The following is a 22,444-nucleotide window of genomic DNA, read 5'->3' as shown; positions in this document are numbered from 1 at the left end:
AGACTGTGCAAGGAGAGCAGGGAATGCTGAATTGGTCATTGTTGTCGGTGTTCGTGCCGACGTTCTTTCTGGTCTCGCTGACGCCGGGCATGTGCATGACGCTGGCGATGACCCTGGGCATGACCCAGGGCGTCAAACGCACCCTGTGGATGATGGTGGGCGAACTGCTGGGCGTCGGGCTGGTGGCGGTGTCGGCGGTGATCGGCGTCGCGACCATCATGCTGCGCTATCCGATGGTGTTCTCGGCCTTCAAGCTGGCGGGTGGCGCCTATCTGGCCTGGCTGGGGATCCAGATGTGGCGCTCACGTGGCCGCCTGGCCCTGGGGGTGGCAGGGGAGGATGCGGCGGCACCGCGCGCCTCGCGGCGTGCTCTGGCGGCACAGGGCTTCGTCACCGCAATCGCCAATCCCAAGGGCTGGGCGTTCTTCATCGCGCTGTTGCCGCCATTTCTGGATGCCAGCCTGCCGCTGGCGCCGCAGCTGATCGCGCTGGTCGGCATCATCCTGACGCTGGAATTCACCTGCCTGCTGCTCTACGCCGGCGGTGGTAGCAGCCTGGCGCGCTGGCTGGGGCGTGGCTCGCGTGTGCGCCTGATGAACCGCGTGGCCGGCACGCTGATGATCTGCGTGGGAATCTGGCTCGCGACCGGTTGATCTCGGCATGACTGAGCCAGGCATTGCAGCTTGTGAACACATCAAGGCCCGCCATTGGCGGGCCTTGATGTGTTCAGGGGCGCGGCTTTGGTTCAGCTGCGGCGCAGGGTCTCAAGTGCTGCCGCCGCCACGATGAAGCTGCCGCCGACCAGCGTCAGCCAGGTGGGCACCTCGCCGAGAATCAACCACGCCAGCAGCACGCCGTAGACGGGTTGCAGGCAGCCGATCATGCCGACGGTCTTGGCCTTGAGGCCGCCGAGGGCGAAGGTCATCAGTGCATGCGGCGCTGCCGTGAAGACGATGGCGAGCACCAGCATGGCGATCCCCGTCGAGGGGCTGGCATCCATGATCTCGCCGGAGACGAATGGCAGCGTCAGCACCACGACGCCCAGCGCCTGCAGGCTCATCGACAGCACCGGATTGAGGTGGCTGAGACGGTAGCGCACCAGCAGATTGCGCGCCGCGAACAACAGGCCCGAGAACACGCCCCATAACACTCCCGCCAGGCTGTCGCCCTGCGCACTGCTGTCGCCGCCGGGGACGAGCAGCCAGACGCCGATGCAGACCAGCCCCGCTGCCGCCAGGTCCTTCGCTTTCAGGCGCGTGCCTTCCACCCAGGGCTCCAGCAGCACGATGAAGATGGGATAGGTGAACAGCGCCAGCATGCCGGTGGCCACGGAAGACACCTGCATCGAGTGAAAGTAGCTCACCCAGTGCGCGGCCATCAGCGCGGCGGCGATGCCCAGCAAGGCCCAGTCGCGCCCGCTCAGACGCAGCGAGACATGCCATTTCAGGCGCGCCAGCCACAGCAGGAACAGCCCCGCCAGCAGGCTGCGCCAGGTGGTGATATCGAGCGCCGAGAGAGGCACGCCTTTCGAGAACAGCGCCGTACCGCCGAGCAGCGCGATGCCGAGATGAATCGACATCAGCGCCTGGGGCTGGTTGGCGGGAGGGGCAGCAGGGCCGGACATGAGGTTCCTCGTCATCAGGGGGTAGTGATGAAACCACCATCTCAGGCGGCTCATCGGTTTACAGCGCTATCACGGCAACGTTATCGCGACGGCCTGAGCGGCAGCAGTCTGATCGCGACAGCCTAGAGCGGCAGCCAGGCGAAGCGTGCCGCCACCAGCAGCAGGCTCGCCATGCTCAACCACAGCAGCGGGGCTGGCGATTCCAGGGGGGCAGAGGGCTGGCGCACGAAGGCGGGATAGCTGATGCGCACCAGCGCACAGACCAGCAGACCCACGCAGGCACCGCCCAGCACATCACTGAGGTAATGGACCCCAAGCGTGATGCGTGACAGGCCGACGAGCGTACAGGCGGCGATGGCTGCCCAGTAGATCCAGCGGCGTCGCGAGGAGGGCTGGCGCTCGGCGATGAAGGCGGCGGCCAGCCCGAACACCGCCACGCTGCCGGCGGCATGGGCGCTGGGAAACGACATCGATCCTTCTAGGAAGGCGGGGGTATCCGGACGCGGGCGCTGGATCAGGTGCTTGAGCACGGTATTGGCGCTGGCGATGCCCAGCCAGGCGGCCGTCAGATGCAACCACACCGCGTGGCGACCCTTGAGCAGCAGCCATACCAGCCATGGAGCCACGAGCGCCGCCAGGCCGGTGCCATCGGCGAGGCGAGACAGCACGAGGCTTGCCTCGCGCAGCCAGTCCTCGGGCATCAGTGAGGTGAGGCTTGCGGCCAGCGAGGCGGCCACGCGGTCGATCCACCACGGCTCGGGATGGGCCAGCACCGCCAGGCTCATGGCGGGCACGCTGATCACCGCGAAGATCAGCAGCGCCATCGAGGCGAGCGGGAATTCGCCCTCGGGGTCGGGATGACGCAGCTGCCACCACAGACGCCGCCCGGAAGGGCTGCGACGCATGCGACGAGCCAGCCAATGATAGAGTCGGCCCTCGCGGCCCAGCTGGCGACGCAGGAAGGAGAAGGCGAAGGCACAGGCGATCAGGCCGCTGGCCAGGCCGACCAGCAGGCCATCGGCCCCTTCCGGCAGGGTGAACAGTGACTGCCAGGTCTGGCCCAGCAGATAGCCCGGCAGCAGGTAGGCCGGTGCCCAGGCCAGTGCCGAGAGGCCATTGACCAGGAAGAAGCGCGCCGGCGGCATGTCGAGCATGCCGGCGACCAGCGGGATGATCGGGCGCACCGGGCCGACGAAGCGCCCGAAGGCGATCGACCAGCTGCCGTGGCGATGAAAGAACTGCTGACCGTGCTCGATCCACTCGGGATGGCGCGAGAAGGGCCAGCGGCCGGGCAGTTGATCGCGATAGCGGATGCCCAGCCAGAAGCTCACGCCATCGCCGATGATGGCGCCCAGCGCACCGGCGGCCAGCAATATCGGCAGCGAGAGTTCGAGGTGGCCGGCCAGGGAGGCGCCGGCGGTGAGAATGACCACGCCCGGCACCAGCAGGCCGATGATGGCGAGAGATTCAAGCAGTGAGACCAGGCCGATGACGGCGACAAGGGCTGCCGGGTGATCGCTCAGCGTGGTCATCAGGGTGTCGATCATCACACTGGGGTTCAGCCAATGCAGCAGTGACGCAAGGGTGTCGCTCATTCATTGAGATCCATCAGGGCAAGCTGGCTGGCCAGCAGGCGTTGCTCGAGTTTCTGGGTGGTGTCATCGGCCTTGTACGTCACCAGGCGCGCACGGGCAATGATGGAGCCGGTTTCCGGCTGTGTGGCCGCTGCCAGCGCCGCGGTCAGGCGCTCGCGCATGATCAGCGCTCCCGCCTCGCCGGTATTGGGCAGCATCAGCCAGAAGGACGACTTGTCGCTGCGACACAGGAGGTCGCCCTGGCGCGAGACCTCCTGCATCACGTCGCAGGCCATCGCCAGGCATTCGATGCGCCTGTCCTCGCCGAACTGCTCGCCGAGCATGTCCAGTTGCGGCAGATAGACGACCAGAATGCTGAACGGTTGGTCCAGCGCCCGCGCACGCGCCGCCTCACTGATCAGTCGTTGCTGACCGGTGCGGGCGTTGAAGGCGTTGCACTCGGTTTCTTCGCTGGCGGTCAGGCTCATGACACCTGCCTGCAGGCTGTTGATGACGAACGGCTGGCTGGCCACCAGCAGCAGACACAGGTAGCGCAGTATCTCGCCGAAGTTGTCTTCCTGCTGGCCCAATAGCCATAGCCACAGCGGTGCCAGCACCAGATTGAGCAGCATTGCCGGTGCCAGGGGCAATAGCAGCAATGTCAGCACGCTGGGCAGCCCCAGCCACAGCGACATGCCCGGATAGGTGCCCGGTGCCTCGAGTGCCAGCATCAGATAGCTGGCGATCAGCGTCAGGTAGGAAGGCAGCGGCTGCTCATCATCGAGGTGATTGAGGCCGGCGGCAATCGCCATCAGCAAGGTGGCCAGCACCGGCGTCAGGATATGCTCGAAATCGCCCACCAGGTAGCGCCACAGGGCATAGGTGGCGATCACTGCGGCGGCCAGCAGCATGATCAGAGTCTTGCGATTGGCGAGTTCACGACGCTCGCGATGGGCCAGGCTGTGCAGAGGAGACATCAGTGATCATTCCCCCGCGACGGTGCCACGGCGACCTTGTCTGCCGCGCTGGCCGGTTTGAGAGTGTCTCGCCCATGGTCTGACGGGGCATCGTCTGTCGAGGCGTAGTCTGACGGGGCGTTGTCTGTCGAGGTTTCGTCTGACGAGGCATCGGCAGACTTGCGAGGCAGTGGCGGCAGCAGGGTGATCGGCTGCGGTTCATCGCTCAGGTGGGCGCTGAGGCGCTTGAGGTCCAGCGCGCTGGGGTCACTGTCGTTGAGAGGCTGCACGCGGGCGCGGATCGGCATCGCGAGATGCTCGATCAACTGGCGACGGCGCAGACTGGCCATGCGCTCGCCGCGGGTGACCAGCAGGACGGCCAGTGCTCCGTCATCGAGCTGGTAGCGGGTCTCATGCGGCAGCGCGGCACTGTCGAGGGTGTTCATCAGGCGACGATTGGCCAGACGACCGGTATTGACCGGTGCGAGCAGGATCAATTCGATATGGATGTCCTCGCGATCGGCACGGGCAATTTCCCGCGGCAGGTCGCGCATCAGCTGGTATTGTGACCAGATCGCGCGGCTGGAATCACGCCGACCACGCCGTTCCAGCTGCATCCAGACCTGCTGCTGGCGTCGCCCACCGATGGCCCCGAGCGCCATCAGGGTCGCGGTGATGCCGATGCCCAGACTCAGCCAGTCGCTGCCCAGCTGAGCGAGCGCAAGCCAGGTGGTGACCAGCCCGATCAGTGCGCAGGCCGGTGCCAGCCAGCGCGGGCGCGGATAGAGCAGCAGGACGGCAAAGCCCCACAGCCACATCAGGTGTTGCTGCGGGGCCAGCAGTACCAGCGCACTCATGATCAGCGCGACGCTGAGCATCACCAGCGTGCGGAACCAGCGCAGGGTGAACAGCTCGTGGGCGAGAGAGACCACCAGCAACATCGTGCCACCCACCGCCAGCAACAGGGCAGTGAGCGTCAGGCCGATACTGATCTGTCGTGCCGCTTCCAGCAGCAGCAATACAGAGCCGAGCAGACAGACGAACTGACTGAGACGGACTTTGAACTTGATCTCCATGGTGACTTATATTGGCACCTTTGCCGTGGATGGCGCGAAATCGGCCGAATTCCCTGGCCGAACGGTCTGTGACGTGGGCATTGCCTGCACGTTTGCAAGATGCGACGGTGCTCCGATCATGCAACGTCGTCTGCAATAATGGCAGCATACCCCAAACGGCGAGTGACAAAAGTGTCTACGCCTCTGAGGCCTTCACATCAGACCACCACGTCTGGCCTTCACATCAGGGCTGCACGTCAGGGCTTCATGTCGAGGCTTCTCTGGGGAATGCCCTCGCGGGGCCCGGCCGATGATGAAATGAGCACGTGGACACTGACAACCAGCGAGATTAGGCACATGAGTGAGCAGGGCAAGCACGACACCACGGACGTCGTGGCGTACATGAATCGTCTGGGGCACGCAGCGCGCGCGGCAAGCGTCGTGATGCGTCGCGTCGACAGCGGCATCAAGAATCGTGCTCTGCAGACCATGGCGCGTCTGATCGATGAGCGTCGCGAGACACTGGCAGAGGCCAATGCCGAGGACCTGACGCGCGCACGCGCCAATGGGCTTTCGGAGGCGATGGTCGATCGTCTCGCGCTGACGCCGGCGCGTATCGACGGCATGATCGAAGGGCTCGAGCAGGTCGCGGCGCTGCCGGATCCGGTCGGCGAGGTCGATGGGCTGCGCTCGCGTCCGAGCGGCATTCAGGTCGGCCACATGCGCGTGCCGCTGGGCGTGATCGGCATCATCTTCGAGTCACGCCCCAACGTGACCATCGAGGCGGCCAGCCTGTGTCTGAAGTCCGGCAATGCCTGCATCCTGCGCGGTGGCTCCGAGGCCGCGTCCAGCAACCGTGCGCTGAGCGAGATCATCAGCGAGGCGTTGGTGCTCTCCGAACTGCCGGCCACGGCAGTGCAGGTCGTTGCCACCACGGACCGCGCCGCGGTCGGTGAGCTGATCGCGATGCCCGAGTTCGTCGATGTCATCATTCCGCGCGGTGGCAAGAGCCTCATCTCGCGTATCTCACGTGATGCGCGCGTGCCGGTCATCAAGCACCTCGATGGCATCTGCCACGTCTATATCGATGCCACGGCTGACCTGGCGATGGCGGTCCGGATCGCCGAGAACGCCAAGACCCACCGCTACGGCACCTGCAACACCATGGAGACCCTGCTGGTCGATGCACCGGTTGCCGCCGAGGTCCTGCCGCGTATCGCCGAGCGCCTGGCGGCACATGAGGTCGAGATTCGCGGTTGCGAGCGCACCTGCGAAGTGCTGCCGCAGGCCGTGGCCGCCAGTGCGGAAGACTGGGACACCGAATACCTGGCGCCGATTCTGGCGATTCGCGTCGTGGATGGCGTGGATGAGGCGATGGCGCATATCGAGCGTCACAGCTCCGGGCACACCGAGGCCATCATCACCGAGAACTATGCGCTGGCGCGCCGCTTCATGGCGGAAGTCGATTCCAGCTCGGTGATGGTCAACGCCTCCACCCGCTTCGCCGATGGCTTCGAATATGGCCTGGGTGCCGAGATCGGCATCTCCACCGACAAGCTGCATGCGCGTGGTCCGGTCGGGCTTGAGGGCCTGACGACCCGCAAGTACATCGTGTTCGGTGATGGGCAGATTCGCCAGTGAAGGACCAGGTCTCACCCGCCGAGGATCAGGTCGCGCCCGCGCAGACCTTGACGAACGAGCAGACTTTGACGAACGAGAGATCCTTGACGAACGAGCAGGCCCTGTCGCCCGAGGCGCTGGAGGATACCCAGCGCCCCTTGAATGCCGATGGTCTCGCGCAGGAGCGTGAGGCCGTGCATCACGGCACCGAGTCGGCACATGATTCGCGCTCAAGGACTGACACGGCAGCGGAGCCGGGCTTTGAGGGCTGTCTCGGCCCGGTGCCGCGTGTCGCCATGCTCGGCGGTACCTTCGATCCCATCCATCACGGCCATCTGCGCAGTGCCATCGAGCTGCGCGAAGCGCTGGGGCTGGACCATGTGCTGCTGGTGCCTTCGCATCAGCCGCCGCATCGCGCCGCGCCCGGCGTCAGCAGTGATCAGCGGCTGGCGATGCTGGAAGCCGCGATAGAGGCAGAGCCGGGCCTCAAGGCCGATGGGCGTGAGCTGCTGCGCGATGGGCCTTCCTACAGTGCCGACACCCTGGCCAGTCTGCGCGCCGAATACGGCCCGCAGGCGCGGCTGGTGATGGCCATCGGCCATGACGCCTTCCTCAAGCTCGGGGAGTGGCATGCCGCCGATCGTCTGTTCGATGACGCCCATGTGGTGGTGATCGAGCGGCCGGACCATGATGCACCGCTGCCCCGGGCGCTCGAAGCGTTGATCCAGGGGCGCGAGGTCGACTCGGTGGCGGCCTTGATGGCGCGGCCGGGTGGCCACCTGTTGCGCCTGTCGCTGCCGACACGCATGGCCATCAGTGCCACCTTCGTGCGCGAGCGCCTCGCGCTGGGTGACAGCGTGCGCTACCTGCTGCCGGAAGCGGTGATCCGTCATATAGAGGCGCATGGCCTCTATTGTCCGTCATCGACCTGAGCCCATCATCGAGCTGAGCGTTGTGGCTCTGAACGTCTTGTCGCGTGCGAGCGTGGCATCATGAGAGGGGCATCACTGCCGCGATCCCGCATCGCCGTGCGTGGCGCCCCTTTGGCGAGTAAATGACGATGCCCATAGGCGCGCGCATCGCCAACGGGTAGAATGCGCCCCCTGCCGAACAAACTCCCGAGGAATCATGCAGACCGAAGCTCTTAAAAACCTGGTTGTCGACGCCCTTGAAGAACTCAAGGCCCAGGAAATCAGCGAGATCAATGTCTCCAAGCTGACCAGCGTCACCGATGTGATGGTGATCGCGACCGGTACGTCCAGCCGCCATATCTCCGCGCTGGCCAACAACGTGCAGGTCACCGTGAAAGAAGCCGGCGTCAAGCCGCTGGGCTGTGAAGGCGACAACGGCTCCGACTGGGTGCTGCTGGATCTGGGCGATGTCGTCGTCCACGTCATGCTGGCCGAAACCCGTGCCCTGTACGACCTCGAGCGCCTGTGGAGCGATCTGCCCCGCGAAACGCGTGAAGAGTACGAGCAGAGCCACTGATCCTGCCAGCCTGACCCGACGGGTTGCTCGTCGGGGCATGCCAACCGCGCGTTACGTCCTTGCCGGTCGCGATGTCGCGGGCAGGGAGTATCCGATGGAAGGACTGCGGGCTCGCCCGTCGTTCTGACACAGCACGGGACAGGACATGAAGATCCGAGTTTTGGCGGTCGGGCAGAAGATGCCGGACTGGGTGGAGAAGGGTAGCCGGGAATATCTCAAGCGCATGCCGCGGGATTTTTCGCTTGAGTTCATCGAGCTGGCGCCCGGCAATCGCGGCAAGAATGCGGACATCGCCCGTGCCATGGCCAGTGAAGGCGACCGGATGCTTGAAAAACTCAAGGGAAATGAACATGTTGTCGCCCTTGATGTCCTAGGTAAGGCCTGGAGTACCGAGCAGCTTGCCCAGCATGCCGATGATTGGCGGCTGGGAGGGCGAGACGTGGCCATCCTCATCGGTGGTCCGGATGGGCTCGACCCACGCCTGCTGGCACGTGCCGATCAGCGCTGGTCGCTCTCGGCACTGACGCTGCCGCACCCCCTGGTGCGCATCGTGCTGGCGGAACAGCTTTACCGCGCCTGGACATTGCTGGTCGGGCACCCCTATCACCGGTAAGCGCCTGCCGCTTGCGACACGACACTGGTTGCGAGACCCGCCATGCGCCAACGCCGGGCGACGATAAAGAATCCTCAACAGGAAGTGCGGATCTTTCGCCTTCGCAGCATCGTGGCTGCCGGCCTTGTGCTGGTGCTGGCCGGGTGTCTGCTGGCGCGGCTGCTCTTCCTGCAGGTCGTGGAACACGACATCTATACGACGCGCTCGGACAAGAACCGTGTGCGTGTCGAGCCCTTGCCGCCCACGCGCGGCTTGATCTATGACCGCAATGGTCAGCTGCTCGCCGAAAACCGCCCCAACTACAATCTCACCATCGTGCGCGAACGCGCCGGTGATCTCGAGACGACGCTTGAGCGCCTGGTCGAGATTCTCGATCTGCCGCCCGATGAAGTCGAAGACTTCAAGGAACGCTCGCGTCAGCGTCAACGCCCCTACCAGCCCGCCCTGTTGATGAGTGAATTGAGTCAGGAGCAGATCGCGCGTCTGGCCGTCAATCGCTATCGCCTGCCCGGCGTCGAGGTCGAGGCGCAGCTGCTGCGCTACTACCCGGACGCCAAGCCGCTGTCGCATACCCTGGGGTACGTGGGGCGCATCAATCAGGCCGAGCTCAAGACCCTCGACAAGGGCAACTATTCGGGCACCCACTTCATCGGCAAGACCGGTATCGAGCGCTTCTATGAAGAGGAGCTGCACGGTCAGGCGGGCCTGCGCAAGGTGGAAACCAATGCGCGGGGCCGCGTGCTGCGTGAGCTGTCGCGGATCGATCCGGTGCCGGGCAAGGACCTGACGCTGACCATCGACCGCGGCCTGCAGGATCTCGCCTATCGGCTGCTCAAGGGGCGGCGTGGTGCCATCGTGGCCATCGAGCCCGAGACGGGCGACATCCTGGCGATGGCCTCCGTGCCGGGCTTCAACTCCAATGAGTTCGTCACCGGCATCAGCGTCAAGAGCTATCGCGCGCTGCAGAATGATATCGACCTGCCGCTGTTCAATCGTGCCATTCGCGGCCAGTACCCGCCGGCCTCGACCGTGAAGCCCTTCATGTCGCTGGCGGGGCTGGAGAACGGTGCCATCACCACCAGCACCACCTTCTACGACCCCGGCTATTTCCAGCTGCCCAATGACAGCCACAAGTATCGCAACTGGCTGCGCTGGGGGCATGGGCGCGTCAACATGCGGCGTGGCATCGCGGTGTCCAATGACACCTTCTTCTACAACGTCGCCTACCGCCTGGGGATCGACCGCATCAGCGAGTACATGCACAAGTTCGGCTTCGGTGAGCAGACGGCGCTGGACGTGCAGGGCGCGCTGCCCGGCCTGATGCCGTCCAAGGAATGGAAGCGCAATCGCTACGACAAGCCCTGGTATCCCGGCGAGACCATCTCCATCGGTATCGGTCAGGGCTACTGGCTTGCCACGCCGTTGCAGCTCGCCTCGGCGGAGGCCGTGCTGGCCAATCGCGGCAGGCACGTGACGCCTCACCTGGCCAAGCGCATCGGTGACGAGACGGTATTGTTGCCCAGAAGCGAGGAAAAGCCGGATGTGGTGCTGGACAATCCGGCGTGGTGGGACGATGTCATCGCCGCGCTCGAGGACGTGGTCAGCGGGCGAGAAGGCACGGCGCGCAAGTATGTCGGGCCCGGCCTCAAGTACCGCATGGCCGGCAAGTCCGGTACCGCCCAGGTCTTCACCCTCGGGCAGGACCAGAAATACAACGGCAAGGAGCTCGCGGAGCGTCTGCGTGACCACGCCCTGTTCGCCGCCTTTGCGCCGGTCGAGCACCCGGAGATTGCCGTTTCCGTGGTGATCGAGAATGGCCAGGGCGGCAGCTCCGTGGCGGGCCCGATGGCGCGCGCCGTGACCGATTACTGGCTGTTGCCGCGCATTGACCCCGAGGCGCGTGAGGCGGCGCTCACGCTGGCTGCCGCTCTGGCACCCCCGGAGACACCGGCGGGCGAGGGTGAGCAAGGAGAGAACGATGCCGACTGATTATCAGCGCTCGATGCGTGGTGTAGGCGGGGACCTCAGTCATCGCCGCCGCACCAGCCTGTGGGAGCGTATCCACCTCGATCCCTGGCTGTTGCTGTTGCTGCTGGCCGTGCTCGGCTGCGGGCTGATCGTGCTCTACAGCGCCAGCGGCCAGGATATCGATTTCACGCTGCGCCAGGCCTCACGTCAGGCGCTGGCACTGGTGATCATGATCGGGCTCGCCCAGCTGTCACCCGCGACGCTTTACCGCTGGGCGCCGGTCGCCTACGGCGCCGGCTTCCTGATGCTGGTGGCGGTAGAGGTGCTGGGCGATGTCGGTATGGGCGCCCAGCGCTGGCTGGTCATCCCCGGGGTGGTGCGCTTTCAGCCCTCTGAGCTGATGAAGCTGGCGATGCCGATGATGGTCGCCTGCTGGCTAGGTCAGCGCCCGCTGCCCCCTCGCTGGCGAGATCTGGCCATCTGCGCTGTGATCATCGTCGCGCCGGTGCTGCTGATCGCGCGCCAGCCGGACCTCGGCACCTCGTTGCTGGTCGCCGCGGCGGGCGTGTTCGTGATCCTGCTGGCGGGGCTTTCCTGGAAGCTGATCGCCTTCTTCGGCGCCTTGATCGCCTCGGCATTGCCGCTTCTGTGGATGGTGATGCACGACTATCAACGCCGCCGTGTGCTGACATTCCTCAATCCGGAGTCTGACCCGCTCGGCGCGGGCTGGAACATCATCCAGTCCAAGACGGCCATCGGCTCGGGCGGCATCTTCGGCAAGGGCTATACCCTGGGGACCCAGTCCCAGCTCGAGTTTCTGCCGGAGCGCCATACCGACTTCATCGTCGCGGTCATCGGGGAGGAATTTGGCCTGATCGGCATGAGCTTCTTCCTGGGGCTCTACGTGCTGATCGTGCTGCGCGGGCTGGTGATGTCCAACAATGGCCAGGACAGTTTTGCACGGCTGACGGGGGGCGCGATCATCCTGACGTTCTTCGTCTACGTCTTCGTCAACATCGGCATGGTATCGGGTATCTTGCCGGTCGTTGGCGTCCCGTTGCCGCTGGTCAGTTATGGTGGGACCTCCAGCGTGACCTTGCTGGCAGGCTTCGGTATTCTCATGAGCATTCATACCCACCGGCGCCTATTGTCGCGATGACGTGGCGGCCAGTTGCCGAGTGGCAAGGACATTCGCGAGCCCAAGCTCGCAGACAGGCAAGGAGAGAGTCGATGACGGTGATCAATGCGCGTGGGCGACGTCTGAAGCACTGGGGCGCAGCCCTGGTGATGGTGGCACCGCTGCTGGGAATGTCAGGCGTGGCCAAGGCGGCGCCTGATGGCTTCGCCCCGGCGACTCACCCGGAAACGGCCAAGCTGGTCGACGAGCTGGTGGCCAAGGGGCTGGATCGCGATCGCGTGACCGAGCTGATGAATCAGGCCGATTACAGCCAGAAAGTGCTGGATGCCATGTCGCGTCCGGCGGAAGGTCATCTGCGCTGGGACCAGTACCGCGCCATCTTCATGAAGCAATCACGCATCGAAGCTGGTGTGAAGTTCATCGCCGAGCATCGTGAGACCTTCGATCGCGCCCAGGCCGAGTATGGCGTGCCGCCGGAAGTCATCGCCGCCATCATCGGTGTCGAGACCTTCTTCGGCAAGCACACCGGCACTCACCGCGTGATCGATTCACTGTCCACGCTGGCCTTCGATCACCCGCGTCGCGGCAAGTTCTTCCGTGGCGAGCTGGCGGCCTTCCTGCAGCTGACGATAGAGCAGGGCATCGACCCGCTCTCCATCAAGGGCTCCTACGCCGGCGCGATGGGCTATCCGCAGTTCATCCCGACCAGCTATCAGGCCTATGCGGTCGATTTCGATGGCGATGGCGTGCGTGATCTGTGGCACAACCCGGTCGATGCCATCGGCAGCGTCGGCAACTACTTCGCGCGTCATGGCTGGAAGGCCGGTGCGCCGGTGGTCAGCGCCGCGGATGGCCCCGGGACGCCGCCGTCCTCCGTCACCTTCAACAAGACCAAAAAGCCGTACATGAGCGTTTCCGCGCTTGAGGCGGCCGGTGTCCAGGTGGCAGACGACGTGGCCGGCAATACCCAGGTGATTCCGTTGGCGCTGGACCTGAAGCAGGGCTACCGCTACGCCGTCGGCTTCGACAACTTCTACGTCATCACGCGCTACAACCACAGTCACATGTATGCGATGGCCGTGGATGAGCTCTCCCGGGCGATCAAGCGTCGTCTCGAGGACGGAGGTGCGGGATGAGCTGGTCACGCGCGCTACCGCTGACCCTCGCGCTTGCCCTGCTGGCCGGCTGTGCCAGCAGTGGGGGTGGCACCCAGGTCAGTGATGGTGCCTCGGCGAGCACGGGCAAGAAGGCGGGCAAGAATGGCCGCTACGAGATGGACAGCGATGCCTATCCCGATGATGCGCCGGATGTCTCGGCGGTGCCCGATGAGGTGCCACGTGTCGAACCCTATACCCGCAGCGGCAATCGCAGCGAGTACGAGGTATGGGGCAAGACCTATCGCGTGATGGATGATCCGCGCGGTTACGTGGCCGAGGGCACGGCATCCTGGTACGGCAAGAAGTTTCATGGCTACGCCACCGCCAGTGGCGAGATCTATGACATGTACACCATGACGGCGGCCCACAAGTCGCTGCCATTGCCGACCTATGCGCGTGTCACCAATCTGGACAATGGCAAGCAGGTCATCGTCAAGGTCAACGACCGTGGCCCCTTCCATGAGGATCGCCTGATCGACCTGTCCTACAGCGCGGCGTGGCGACTGGACATGCTGGGCCACGGCACCGGGCACGTGCGTGTCGAGACTCTCGATGCCACGACCTGGAAGCCGGGCCCGAGCCCGACCCAGGGCACGGCAGAGTCCGAGCGTCTGCTGGCGCGCAGCCAGGCAGTACGCCGCGAGCAGGGCATTGCCGGACTTGACGCGATGCAGGCAACCGGCGGTTCCGTGGCCTCGAGCGCTTCCGGCGCGAGCGTTGCCGCCAAGCCCGTGGTAGCCTCTGCTGCGCCGAGCAGCACGTCCTCCGTGGCGAACGGGGAAGCTACCTTCCTGCAGGTCGCGGCGGTCAGTGATCTGAGCAAGGCCGACAGCATTCGTGCCAGTGTCAGCTCCCGTCTGGGACGACCGACTCGTGTGCTGGGCAGCGGCGACCTCTACAAGGTTCAGGTCGGCCCGCTGGAAGACAATGTCCGTATTGAATCGCTCAAGTCGGCGCTGGCCGATGCTGGCTATGCCGGGGCCTTCAGCGTCACGGCAGAGCGATAAGGGCCGCAGGCCCGTTTTCATCCATCATGCGCTTCGTGAAGAGGCGCAACCTGGCCGAGGCGCAAGCCTCGGCTTATGCATGAGTGTCAAAGAGATTCCAACATGTCCCTGAAAGCCCGACTTCTTCCTCTTCGGCGTCGATTCTCCGCGCTGATGGCGGCCAGCGGCATTGCGCTGTTCGCAGGCGTTGCCGCCACCCCGGCCCACGCCATCGAGACGGATACCCTGATTCCGGCGGCGCCGCAGCTGGCGGCTTCTTCCTGGATCCTGATGGACGCCAATTCCGGGCGCATCCTGGTCGAGCACAATGCCGACAAGCGCCTGCCGCCGGCCAGCCTGACCAAGATGATGACGGCCTACCTGGTCGAGAGCGAGATGGACGACGGCAAGCTGAGCCCGGACGAGAAGGTCCGCATCAGCGTCAATGCCTGGAAGACGGGTGGCTCGCGCATGTTCATCCGCGAAGGCACCAGCGTCACCGTCGATGACCTGCTGCACGGTGTCATCATCCAGTCCGGCAACGACGCCAGCGTCGCGCTGGCCGAGCGCATCGGCGGCAGCGAAGGTTCCTTCGCCGACCTGATGAACCAGCACGCCAAGCGTCTGGGCATGAAGAACACCCACTACATGAACGCCACTGGCCTGCCGCACGCGGAGCATTACTCCACGGCGCACGACCTGGCGATTCTGGCGCGTCGCATCATCAAGGACTACCCGGATCACTACGAGATCTATTCCCAGAAGTATTTCACCTGGAATGGCATCAAGCAGCCGAACCGCAACAAGCTGCTGTGGCGTGATAAGGATGTCGATGGCCTGAAGACCGGCCACACCGAAGAAGCCGGCTACTGCCTGGTGGCATCCGCCAAGAAGGAAGATACCCGCCTGATCAGTGTCGTGATGGGTACCAAGTCCGAAGAGGCGCGTGCGCAGGAATCCCAGAAGCTGTTGACCTACGGCTTCCGCTACTTCGAGAGCAAGAAGCTCTATGACAAGGGCGCGGTGCTCAACCAGGCGCGTGTCTGGGGTGGCGAGAAGGACCAGGTGCGTCTGGGCATGGCTCAGGACGTCTTCCTGACCGTGCCGAGTGGTCAGGCTGACAAGCTGACCGCGCGTCTTGATCTCAAGGACACCATCAAGGCCCCGGTTCAGGCCGGCGAGCAGTACGGTACCCTGCAGATCAAGCTGGACGACAAGGTGCTGGCCGAAGAGCCGCTGGTCGCACTGGAGCCGGTGGAGCAGGGCGGCCTGTTCAAGCGTCTGTGGGATGCCCTGATGCTGTTCTTCCACGGCCTGTTCAACTGAGTCAGTCGTCTGGCTGTGCGAAGTGACGCGGCCGATGACGTGATTCAGTGATGGCAGTGGGGCGCGCGTGCTGGCGGTGCCAGGCGCGCGCCCCTGAATATCGCGGTCGTGTACTCAACAAAGGGCGATCCGGCTGACGGATCGCCCTTTGTTGAGTAGAATGGTCGGAAATAGAGTTACCTGAAGGGCTATCCCCATGGCCAAGACGCCAGCAGCTGGTGGGCAGACGCCCCCGAAGATTGAATTCCCGTGTGATTTCTCCCTCAAGATCGTCGGCACCGCCGCAGAAGATCTCGTCGAAGTGGTCTGCAATATCCTGGAAGTGCATGCGCCGGGCTTCGATGCGACGGCCATCACCTGGCAGGACAGCAAGAACGGCAACTACCGCAGCATCCGTGTGGTGATCCGTGCCACCGGTACCGATCAGCTGGATGCGCTGCACCGTGACCTCAAGGCCACCGGTCGCATCCACATGGTGCTGTGATCCAGGCATGAAACGCTGGATTTCCTTGTCTTGCGCCTTGATGACAGGAGCGCATGCATGAACACGATTCACGTCTACCACCTCGGCCTCAAGGCCTATGATGAGGTGTGGTCGGCCATGCGCCACTTCACCGATACGCGTGCGGCCGATGCGCCGGACGAGCTATGGGTGGTGGAGCACCCGCCGGTCTTTACCCAGGGCCAGGCGGGCAAGCCGGAGCATCTGTTGATGCCGGGCGACATTCCTGTGGTGCAGACCGACCGTGGCGGCCAGGTGACCTATCATGGGCCCGGCCAGCTGGTGCTCTACCCGCTGCTCAACGTCAAGCGGGGCGGCATCGGCGTTCGCCAGCTTGTGACGGCGCTGGAAGAGACGGTGGTGGCGGCGATGGCCGAGCATGGCATCGAGGCCTATCCGCGTCCGGACGCGCCTGGCGTCTATGTGAAGAAGTCGGCGCAGCGTGGCGATGACCCGCGTCGTTCGATGGAAGAGGCCAAGATCGCCTCGCTGGGACTGCGCATCCGGCGTGGTTGCAGTTTCCATGGCGTGGCGATCAATCTGGACATGGACCTCGCGCCCTTCGGGCGCATCAATCCCTGCGGCTATGCCGGCATGGCGATGACCCAGCTGCGCGATCTCGTTCGCGCACCGGTGGATCTTGCCAGCGAGCGTGACCGCCTGGTGCGTTGTCTGGGCGCAAGCCTGGGCGATGTGACCCTGACTCCGGTGAGCGGCCTGCCCGCGGCACTGGCTGACATTTCTCGAACAGCAGGACAGAACTGATGACCGAGACCATCGCTACCACGAAGCCCGCTCCCTCCGCTGCTCCTGCCCGCAAGGAGCGTGGCGTGAAGCTGCGCGGCGCCGAGAAGGTTGCCCGCATTCCGGTCAAGGTGATTCCCACCGAGACCTTGCCCAAGAAGCCGGACTGGCTGCGTGTGCGCATGCCGGCCTCGCCGGAAGTCACGCGCATCAAGCAGACGCTGCGCAAGCACGGCCTGCACACGGTCTGTGAAGAAGCCTCCTGCCCGAACCTGGGCGAGTGCTTCAGCGGCGGCACCGCGACCTTCATGATCATGGGTGACATCTGCACCCGTCGTTGCCCGTTCTGCGACGTGGCGCACGGTCGTCCCAACGCACTGAACGCTGACGAGCCGCGCGAGCTGGCCGAGGCCATCGCCGAGATGCGCCTGAATTACGTCGTCGTGACCTCCGTCGACCGTGATGACCTGCGCGACGGTGGCTCCAACCACATCGCCGAGTGCATCCGCGAGATTCGCGAGAAGTGCGATGGCACCGAGATCGAAGTGCTGGTTCCGGACTTCCGTGGCCGCATGCAGGTCGCGCTGGACGTGCTCGAGCAGACGCCGCCGGACGTCTTCAACCACAACCTGGAAACCGTGCCGAGCCTTTATCGCCGCGTGCGTCCGGGTGCCGACTACCAGTGGTCACTTGATCTGCTCAAGGGCTACAAGGAGCGTCGTCCGGAAGTGAAGACCAAGTCCGGTCTGATGCTGGGTGTCGGCGAGACTGACGAGCAGGTGCTCGAAGTCATGCAGGACCTGCGCAACCACGGTGTCGACATGCTGACCCTGGGTCAGTACATGCAGCCGTCGCGCAACCACCTGCCCATCGACCGCTGGGTGCACCCGGACACCTTCGATTGGCTCGGCCAGAAGGCGCGCGAGATGGGCTTCTCGCATGTCGCCTCCGGCCCGCTGGTGCGCTCTTCCTACCACGCCGACAAGCAGGCGCACGGTGTGGAAGTGAAGTAAGCCGCACTGCTGACATGCCGTCAGTTGCCTGAACGAAAAAAACCGCCATGGAGCTCGTCTCCATGGCGGTTTTTTCATGTAGCTTGCGTCATCAGGACGCTATGTTCATTGCTCGGTCGCCAGCGGCAGGCAGGCCACGCTGTGCCCGGGGATGGGCTCCATCGGCGCGCTGAAGTGAGCATTGAGCTCCGGCAGCAACTCGCGCACGAAGCGCAGGAACAGCTCGGTGACCGGCGTGGGGTAGCGGTCCTTGGGGTAGACGGTGCACCAGCTGCGTCTGAGCGGGAAGCCCGGCAGCGAGGGCGAGGCCAGCAGGCCTGAGGCCAGCTCGAGCTGAACCGACAGTCGCGGCAGGATCGCCACGCCCAGGTGCGCCATCACGCCTTGCTTGATGGCCTCATTGGAGCCCAACTCCAGCGTATGGCGCAGCGAGACGCGCTCGCGTGCGGCGAACTCCTCGAAGGCGGTACGCGTGCCCGAGCCGGGTTCACGCATCAGCATGTAGTACTGCGCGAGGTCTTCCAGGGTGATGCCCTTGACCTCCAGCAGCGGATGACCGGGCCAGACGACGGGGATCAGCTCGTTGTCGAGAATCGGCATGAAGGCCAGATTGGCGTCATCCGGCACCATGCCCATGATCACCAGGTCATCGCGCCGCTCGGCGAGACGCTCGAGCGCCTGACCGCGATTGCAGACGCGCAGGCGTACCGAGACTTCCGGATACCGCGCCCGAAAGCGCGCCAGAATATGCGGCACCACGTACTGAGCGGTGGACACGGCCGCCAGATTGAGCTCGCCGCGGATGGTGCCGGCGATCTCCGACAGCTCCATCTGCAGGCTCGAGACCTCGCCGAAGATCGACTGCACCGAGTTCGCCAGGGCATCAGCCGCCGGCAGGATATGCAACGTCTTGCCGGCATATTTGAACAGCGATTGCTCGAGTGCCTGCTCCAATTGACGAATCTGGGCACTGACGGCGGGTTGCGTCAGGCCAAGTTGCTCGGCCGCACGGGAGTAGGACTGTTGGCGATGAACCGCTTGGAACACCTGTAACTGTCTGAAAGTTAAGCGATTCAACAAGTTTGGACGCGACATGACACACCCAGTCATAAGGTTTTACTTATAGATTGGCAAAAAAATATCAACTTTTCTATTGGTCTCTCGCTGGGTAGCGTGGAACGCATGCTACCTCGTGTCTGTCAGCGCCGTTGTCGCGTCTGGCGGTCAATGACAAGCGCACGACCAGAGCACCACAACAAGATCACGCGTCACGTCCGGGAGAGTCACCATGTTTCGCAAGTTGCTGATTGCCAACCGAGGGGAAATCGCAGTGCGCATTGTACGCGCCTGTGCCGAGATGGACATCCGCTCAGTCGCTGTCTACACCGAACCTGATCGTTTCTCCTTGCACGTCAAACGCGCCGATGAAGCGCATTTCATCGGCGAAGACCCGCTGGCCGGCTATCTGGATGCCCGCCGCCTGGTCGATCTCGCGCGCGAGACCGGCTGTGACGCCATCCATCCGGGCTACGGATTCCTGTCGGAGAACGCCGAATTCGCGGCCATCTGTGAAGCGGCGGGAATCGCCTTCGTGGGGCCGGCCAGCAGTGTCATCGCCCGCATGGGTGACAAGACCCAGGCCCGCGATGCCATGAAGGCGGCCGGCGTGCCGGTGACGCCGGGCTCGGCCGGCAATCTGGCCGATGTCGAGGAGGCGCTGAGTGTCGCCGAGCAGGTCGGCTACCCCGTCATGCTCAAGGCTACCTCAGGCGGTGGGGGGCGCGGTATCCGGCGTTGTGATGATGCTCATCAGCTCGAGCAGGCCTGGGGGCGCGTGATCTCGGAAGCCACCAAGGCCTTCGGCAGCGCCGATGTGTTCCTCGAGCGTTGCGTGGTCGACCCGCTGCACATCGAGGTGCAGATCCTGGCCGACAATCACGACAACGTGATTCATCTGTTCGAGCGTGACTGCTCCATCCAGCGTCGCAACCAGAAGCTGATCGAGATCGCCCCCAGTCCACAGCTGACACCGGAGCAGCGCTCCTACGTCGGTGAGATGGCGGTACGTGCCGCCCGCGCCGTCGGCTATCGCAACGCCGGTACCGTGGAGTTTCTGGTCAAGGGCAACGAGATCTACTTCATGGAGATGAACACTCGCGTGCAGGTGGAGCACACCATCAGCGAGGCCATCACCGGCGTGGACATCGTGCGCGAGCAGATCCGCATCGCCTGGGGCCACAAGCTGGCCTTCCGTCAGGAAGACATTCGCCATCACGGCTATGCGATCCAGTTCCGCATCAACGCCGAGGACCCCAAGAACGACTTCCTGCCAAGCTTCGGGCGCATCACGCGTTACTACGCGCCGGGCGGGCCTGGCGTGCGTACCGATACCGCGATCTATACCGGCTACACCATCCCGCCGTATTTCGATTCCATGTGTCTGAAGCTCATCGTGTGGGGGCTGACCTGGGAGGAGGTCATCAATCGTGGTTCACGTGCCCTCAATGACATGCGTCTGCAGGGCGTCAAGACCACGGCGCCTTACTATCAGGAAATCCTCAAGCACCCTGATTTCCGCAACGCGCACTTCGATACCGGCTTCGTGGCCGCTCACCCGGAATTGACCCAGTACTCGGTCAAGCGCCTGCCGGAACAGACGGCGCTGGCGATCGCGGCGGCCATCGCGGCCCACGCCGGTCTCTGATGCGCGCCTGATGCCCCTGATGTCGTGAATCTTCCCTGAGCTTCCCCCGGTTCACGTAGCCAACAATTAGAAGGACCCCAGACATGACAGCTGCAACCCCCAACACCCCCGCCGTCGATCACGCCGAGCGCGTCAAGGTCACCGAAGTCGTGCTGCGCGATGGCCACCAGTCATTGATCGCGACCCGCATGCGCACCGAGGACATGCTGCCGATTGCCGCGCGCCTCGATCAGGCCGGTTTCTACAGTCTCGAAGTGTGGGGCGGCGCGACCTTTGATGCCTGCGTGCGTTTTTTGAAGGAAGACCCCTGGGCGCGTCTGAAGGCGCTCAAGGAAGCCATGCCCAATACCCCGCTGCAGATGCTGCTGCGCGGCCAGAACCTGCTCGGCTATCGTCACTACGCCGATGATGTGGTGGAGGCCTTCGTCGAGCGCGCTGCGGCAGGTGGCATCGATATCTTCCGTGTCTTCGATGCCCTGAATGACCTGCGCAACATGGAAACCGCCATGCGTGCGGTCAAGAAGGCCGGCAAGCACGCCCAGGGCACCATCTGCTACACCGTAAGCCCGGTGCATACGCTGGAGATGTACGTCGAGCAGGCGCGCAAGCTGGTCGAGATGGGTGCCGATTCCATCGCCATCAAGGACATGGCCGGCCTGCTGACGCCGTACGCCACCTACGATCTGGTCAGCGCGCTGGTCGAGGCGGTCGAGGTGCCGATCCACCTGCACAGCCACGCCACGGCGGGCCTGGCGCCGCAGTGCCAGATCAAGGCTGTCGAGGCGGGCTGTCGCCACATCGATACCTGTATCTCGGCCTTCGCCGGCGGCACCAGCCATCCGGCCACCGAATCCTTCGTGGCCTCGCTGCGCGGCACCCAGTGGGATACCGGCCTTGAGCTGGAGTCGCTGCGCGAGATCGGCGATTACTTCCACGAGGTGCGCAGCAAGTACTCAGCCTTCGAGAGCGAATTCACCCGCGAGGATGTCTCGGTCCAGATCAGTCAGATCCCCGGCGGCATGATGTCCAACCTGGCCAGCCAGCTGAAGGAGCAGAACGCCCTGGAGCGCATCCGCGAGGTGTTCGATGAGATTCCGCGTGTGCGTGCCGATCTCGGCTATCCGCCGCTGGTCACCCCGACCTCGCAGATCGTCGGCACCCAGGCGGTACTCAACGTGCTGACCGGCGAGCGCTACAAGAGCATCACCAATGAGGTGAAGCGCTATCTGCAGGGCGGCTATGGTCAGGCGCCGGCACCGGTCAATGAAGAGGTGCGCTCGCGTGCCATCGGCAACGCGCCGGTGGAAGTCGGGCGCCCGGCCGACCTGCTCGCGCCGGAGATGACGCGCCTCACCGAGGAGTTGGGCGAGCTGGCCGAATCCCCCGAGGACGTGCTGACCTTCGCCATGTTCCCGGAGCTGGGGCGTGACTTCCTCAATGAGCGCCGCGCCGGCACGCTCACCCCGGAAATCATCCCTCAGGGCGAGGCGGAGCGCCCGGTGACCTCTGGCGTGCCGACCGAATTCGTCATCGACGTGCACGGCGAGTCCTACGCGGTGCAGATCACCGGCGTCGGCGGCGCCAAGGGCAGCAAGCGTCACGTCTATCTGACCCTGGACGGCATGCCGGAAGAGGTGGTGTTCGAGGCCAAGGACGATTACGTGGCGGGCGGTCAGAGCGGCGGACGTGCCAGCGCCTCGGCGCCGGGCCATGTCACCACCGCGATGCCGGGCAACATCGTCGAGGTGCTGGTCGCGGTCGGTGACAGCGTCACCGCGGGCCAGTCGGTGCTGATCAGTGAGGCGATGAAGATGGAGACCGAGATCGCCGCGCGTGTCGACGGTACCGTCAAGGCCATTCATGTCGCGCGTGGCGATCGTGTCACGCCGGGGGAAGTGCTGATCGAGATCGCGTGATGCCAGCGGCGGCGAGGTTGCAAAATCTGGCCGCCGTCACCATCTGACAGCTATACGATC

The 22,444-nt window shown here is 64.4% G+C and carries 20 protein-coding genes; 15 read left to right on the top strand and 5 right to left on the bottom strand.

Features of this window, described 5'->3' with window-relative positions; translation table 11 throughout:
- The first annotated feature begins 23 nt into the window (after positions 1 to 23).
- Complete coding sequence (locus tag MSG32_RS10160; protein ID WP_248379346.1) at positions 24 to 653, top strand: LysE family translocator; 630 nt, start codon at positions 24 to 26, stop codon at positions 651 to 653.
- A 92-nt stretch (positions 654 to 745) separates the two neighbouring features.
- On the opposite strand, the gene MSG32_RS10155 is transcribed toward MSG32_RS10160, so the two are convergent.
- The 4 genes from MSG32_RS10155 to MSG32_RS10140 all read right to left on the bottom strand — a co-directional run bounded on the left by MSG32_RS10155 (position 746) and on the right by MSG32_RS10140 (position 5,230).
- Entirely contained in the window at positions 746 to 1,624 is an 879-nt protein-coding gene (locus MSG32_RS10155; RefSeq protein ID WP_248379344.1) for a DMT family transporter, read from the bottom strand.
- Positions 1,625 to 1,746: 122 nt separating this feature from the next.
- Positions 1,747 to 3,219, bottom strand: a complete 1,473-nt coding sequence (locus MSG32_RS10150) for a bifunctional DedA family/phosphatase PAP2 family protein (RefSeq protein WP_248379342.1) — start codon at positions 3,217 to 3,219, stop codon at positions 1,747 to 1,749.
- Entirely contained in the window at positions 3,216 to 4,175 is a 960-nt protein-coding gene (locus MSG32_RS10145) for a diguanylate cyclase (protein WP_248379340.1), read from the bottom strand. Before MSG32_RS10145 ends, MSG32_RS10150 begins: the two co-directional genes overlap by 4 nt.
- The gene (locus MSG32_RS10140) at positions 4,175 to 5,230 is read right to left on the bottom strand and encodes a hypothetical protein (RefSeq protein WP_248379336.1); all 1,056 of its coding nucleotides are present in this window, start codon (positions 5,228 to 5,230) and stop codon (positions 4,175 to 4,177) included. Before MSG32_RS10140 ends, MSG32_RS10145 begins: the two co-directional genes overlap by 1 nt.
- Positions 5,231 to 5,566: 336 nt before the next feature.
- On the opposite strand from MSG32_RS10140, the gene MSG32_RS10135 reads away from it, so the two are divergent.
- From MSG32_RS10135 to lipA, 12 genes are all read left to right on the top strand, one after another.
- A complete protein-coding gene (locus tag MSG32_RS10135) occupies positions 5,567 to 6,850 on the top strand; it encodes a glutamate-5-semialdehyde dehydrogenase (protein ID WP_215823972.1) in 1,284 nt (427 codons plus the stop codon).
- Positions 6,851 to 7,125: 275 nt separating this feature from the next.
- Positions 7,126 to 7,761 (top strand): nicotinate-nucleotide adenylyltransferase, encoded by a 636-nt coding sequence (gene nadD, locus MSG32_RS10130; protein ID WP_107336631.1) that lies wholly within the window; start codon positions 7,126 to 7,128, stop codon positions 7,759 to 7,761.
- Between the two features lie 196 nt (positions 7,762 to 7,957).
- Positions 7,958 to 8,317, top strand: a complete 360-nt coding sequence (gene rsfS, locus MSG32_RS10125) for a ribosome silencing factor (protein WP_043331961.1) — start codon at positions 7,958 to 7,960, stop codon at positions 8,315 to 8,317.
- Positions 8,318 to 8,462: 145 nt separating this feature from the next.
- Positions 8,463 to 8,930 (top strand): 23S rRNA (pseudouridine(1915)-N(3))-methyltransferase RlmH, encoded by a 468-nt coding sequence (rlmH, locus tag MSG32_RS10120; protein WP_043331959.1) that lies wholly within the window; start codon positions 8,463 to 8,465, stop codon positions 8,928 to 8,930.
- A gap of 42 nt (positions 8,931 to 8,972) precedes the next feature.
- Positions 8,973 to 10,919 carry a penicillin-binding protein 2 gene (gene mrdA / locus MSG32_RS10115; protein WP_248379334.1) on the top strand — a complete coding sequence of 649 codons (1,947 nt, stop codon included), beginning with the start codon at positions 8,973 to 8,975 and terminating at the stop codon, positions 10,917 to 10,919.
- Entirely contained in the window at positions 10,909 to 12,057 is a 1,149-nt protein-coding gene (gene rodA / locus MSG32_RS10110) for a rod shape-determining protein RodA (protein WP_043331958.1), read from the top strand. The genes mrdA and rodA overlap by 11 nt, the downstream gene beginning before the upstream one ends.
- A gap of 71 nt (positions 12,058 to 12,128) precedes the next feature.
- The gene (mltB, locus tag MSG32_RS10105) at positions 12,129 to 13,172 is read left to right on the top strand and encodes a lytic murein transglycosylase B (RefSeq protein ID WP_043331956.1); all 1,044 of its coding nucleotides are present in this window, start codon (positions 12,129 to 12,131) and stop codon (positions 13,170 to 13,172) included.
- Positions 13,169 to 14,200 (top strand): septal ring lytic transglycosylase RlpA family protein, encoded by a 1,032-nt coding sequence (locus tag MSG32_RS10100; protein WP_192838405.1) that lies wholly within the window; start codon positions 13,169 to 13,171, stop codon positions 14,198 to 14,200. Before mltB ends, MSG32_RS10100 begins: the two co-directional genes overlap by 4 nt.
- 102 nt (positions 14,201 to 14,302) lie before the next feature.
- Positions 14,303 to 15,505 (top strand): D-alanyl-D-alanine carboxypeptidase family protein, encoded by a 1,203-nt coding sequence (locus MSG32_RS10095; protein WP_054555032.1) that lies wholly within the window; start codon positions 14,303 to 14,305, stop codon positions 15,503 to 15,505.
- A 196-nt stretch (positions 15,506 to 15,701) separates the two neighbouring features.
- Positions 15,702 to 15,989 (top strand): DUF493 domain-containing protein, encoded by a 288-nt coding sequence (locus MSG32_RS10090; RefSeq protein WP_043331948.1) that lies wholly within the window; start codon positions 15,702 to 15,704, stop codon positions 15,987 to 15,989.
- 57 nt (positions 15,990 to 16,046) lie between these two features.
- The gene (gene lipB, locus MSG32_RS10085) at positions 16,047 to 16,772 is read left to right on the top strand and encodes a lipoyl(octanoyl) transferase LipB (RefSeq protein ID WP_082388119.1); all 726 of its coding nucleotides are present in this window, start codon (positions 16,047 to 16,049) and stop codon (positions 16,770 to 16,772) included.
- Positions 16,772 to 17,764, top strand: coding sequence for a lipoyl synthase (gene lipA, locus MSG32_RS10080; protein WP_052384342.1), 993 nt, complete (start codon positions 16,772 to 16,774; stop codon positions 17,762 to 17,764). Before lipB ends, lipA begins: the two co-directional genes overlap by 1 nt.
- Before the next feature lie 105 nt (positions 17,765 to 17,869).
- Here lipA and MSG32_RS10075 read toward each other — a convergent pair whose 3' ends face one another.
- On the bottom strand, positions 17,870 to 18,859 hold the full coding sequence (locus tag MSG32_RS10075; RefSeq protein ID WP_043331946.1) for a LysR family transcriptional regulator: 990 nt from the start codon (positions 18,857 to 18,859) through the stop codon (positions 17,870 to 17,872).
- A gap of 193 nt (positions 18,860 to 19,052) precedes the next feature.
- Between MSG32_RS10075 and MSG32_RS10070 the strand changes: the two genes are divergently transcribed.
- Together MSG32_RS10070 and oadA are read left to right on the top strand one after the other, a co-directional pair.
- Positions 19,053 to 20,468 carry an acetyl-CoA carboxylase biotin carboxylase subunit gene (locus tag MSG32_RS10070; RefSeq protein WP_043331944.1) on the top strand — a complete coding sequence of 472 codons (1,416 nt, stop codon included), beginning with the start codon at positions 19,053 to 19,055 and terminating at the stop codon, positions 20,466 to 20,468.
- 83 nt (positions 20,469 to 20,551) lie between these two features.
- On the top strand, positions 20,552 to 22,384 hold the full coding sequence (oadA, locus tag MSG32_RS10065; RefSeq protein WP_248379332.1) for a sodium-extruding oxaloacetate decarboxylase subunit alpha: 1,833 nt from the start codon (positions 20,552 to 20,554) through the stop codon (positions 22,382 to 22,384).
- Positions 22,385 to 22,444: the final 60 nt, after the last annotated feature.

It is taken from the genome of Cobetia sp. 1CM21F (genome assembly GCF_023161745.1).
Lineage (GTDB): Bacteria > Pseudomonadota > Gammaproteobacteria > Pseudomonadales > Halomonadaceae > Cobetia > Cobetia amphilecti.
Note: the sequence above shows the minus strand (reverse complement) of the source record. Positions and strands in the feature narration are given on the sequence as shown.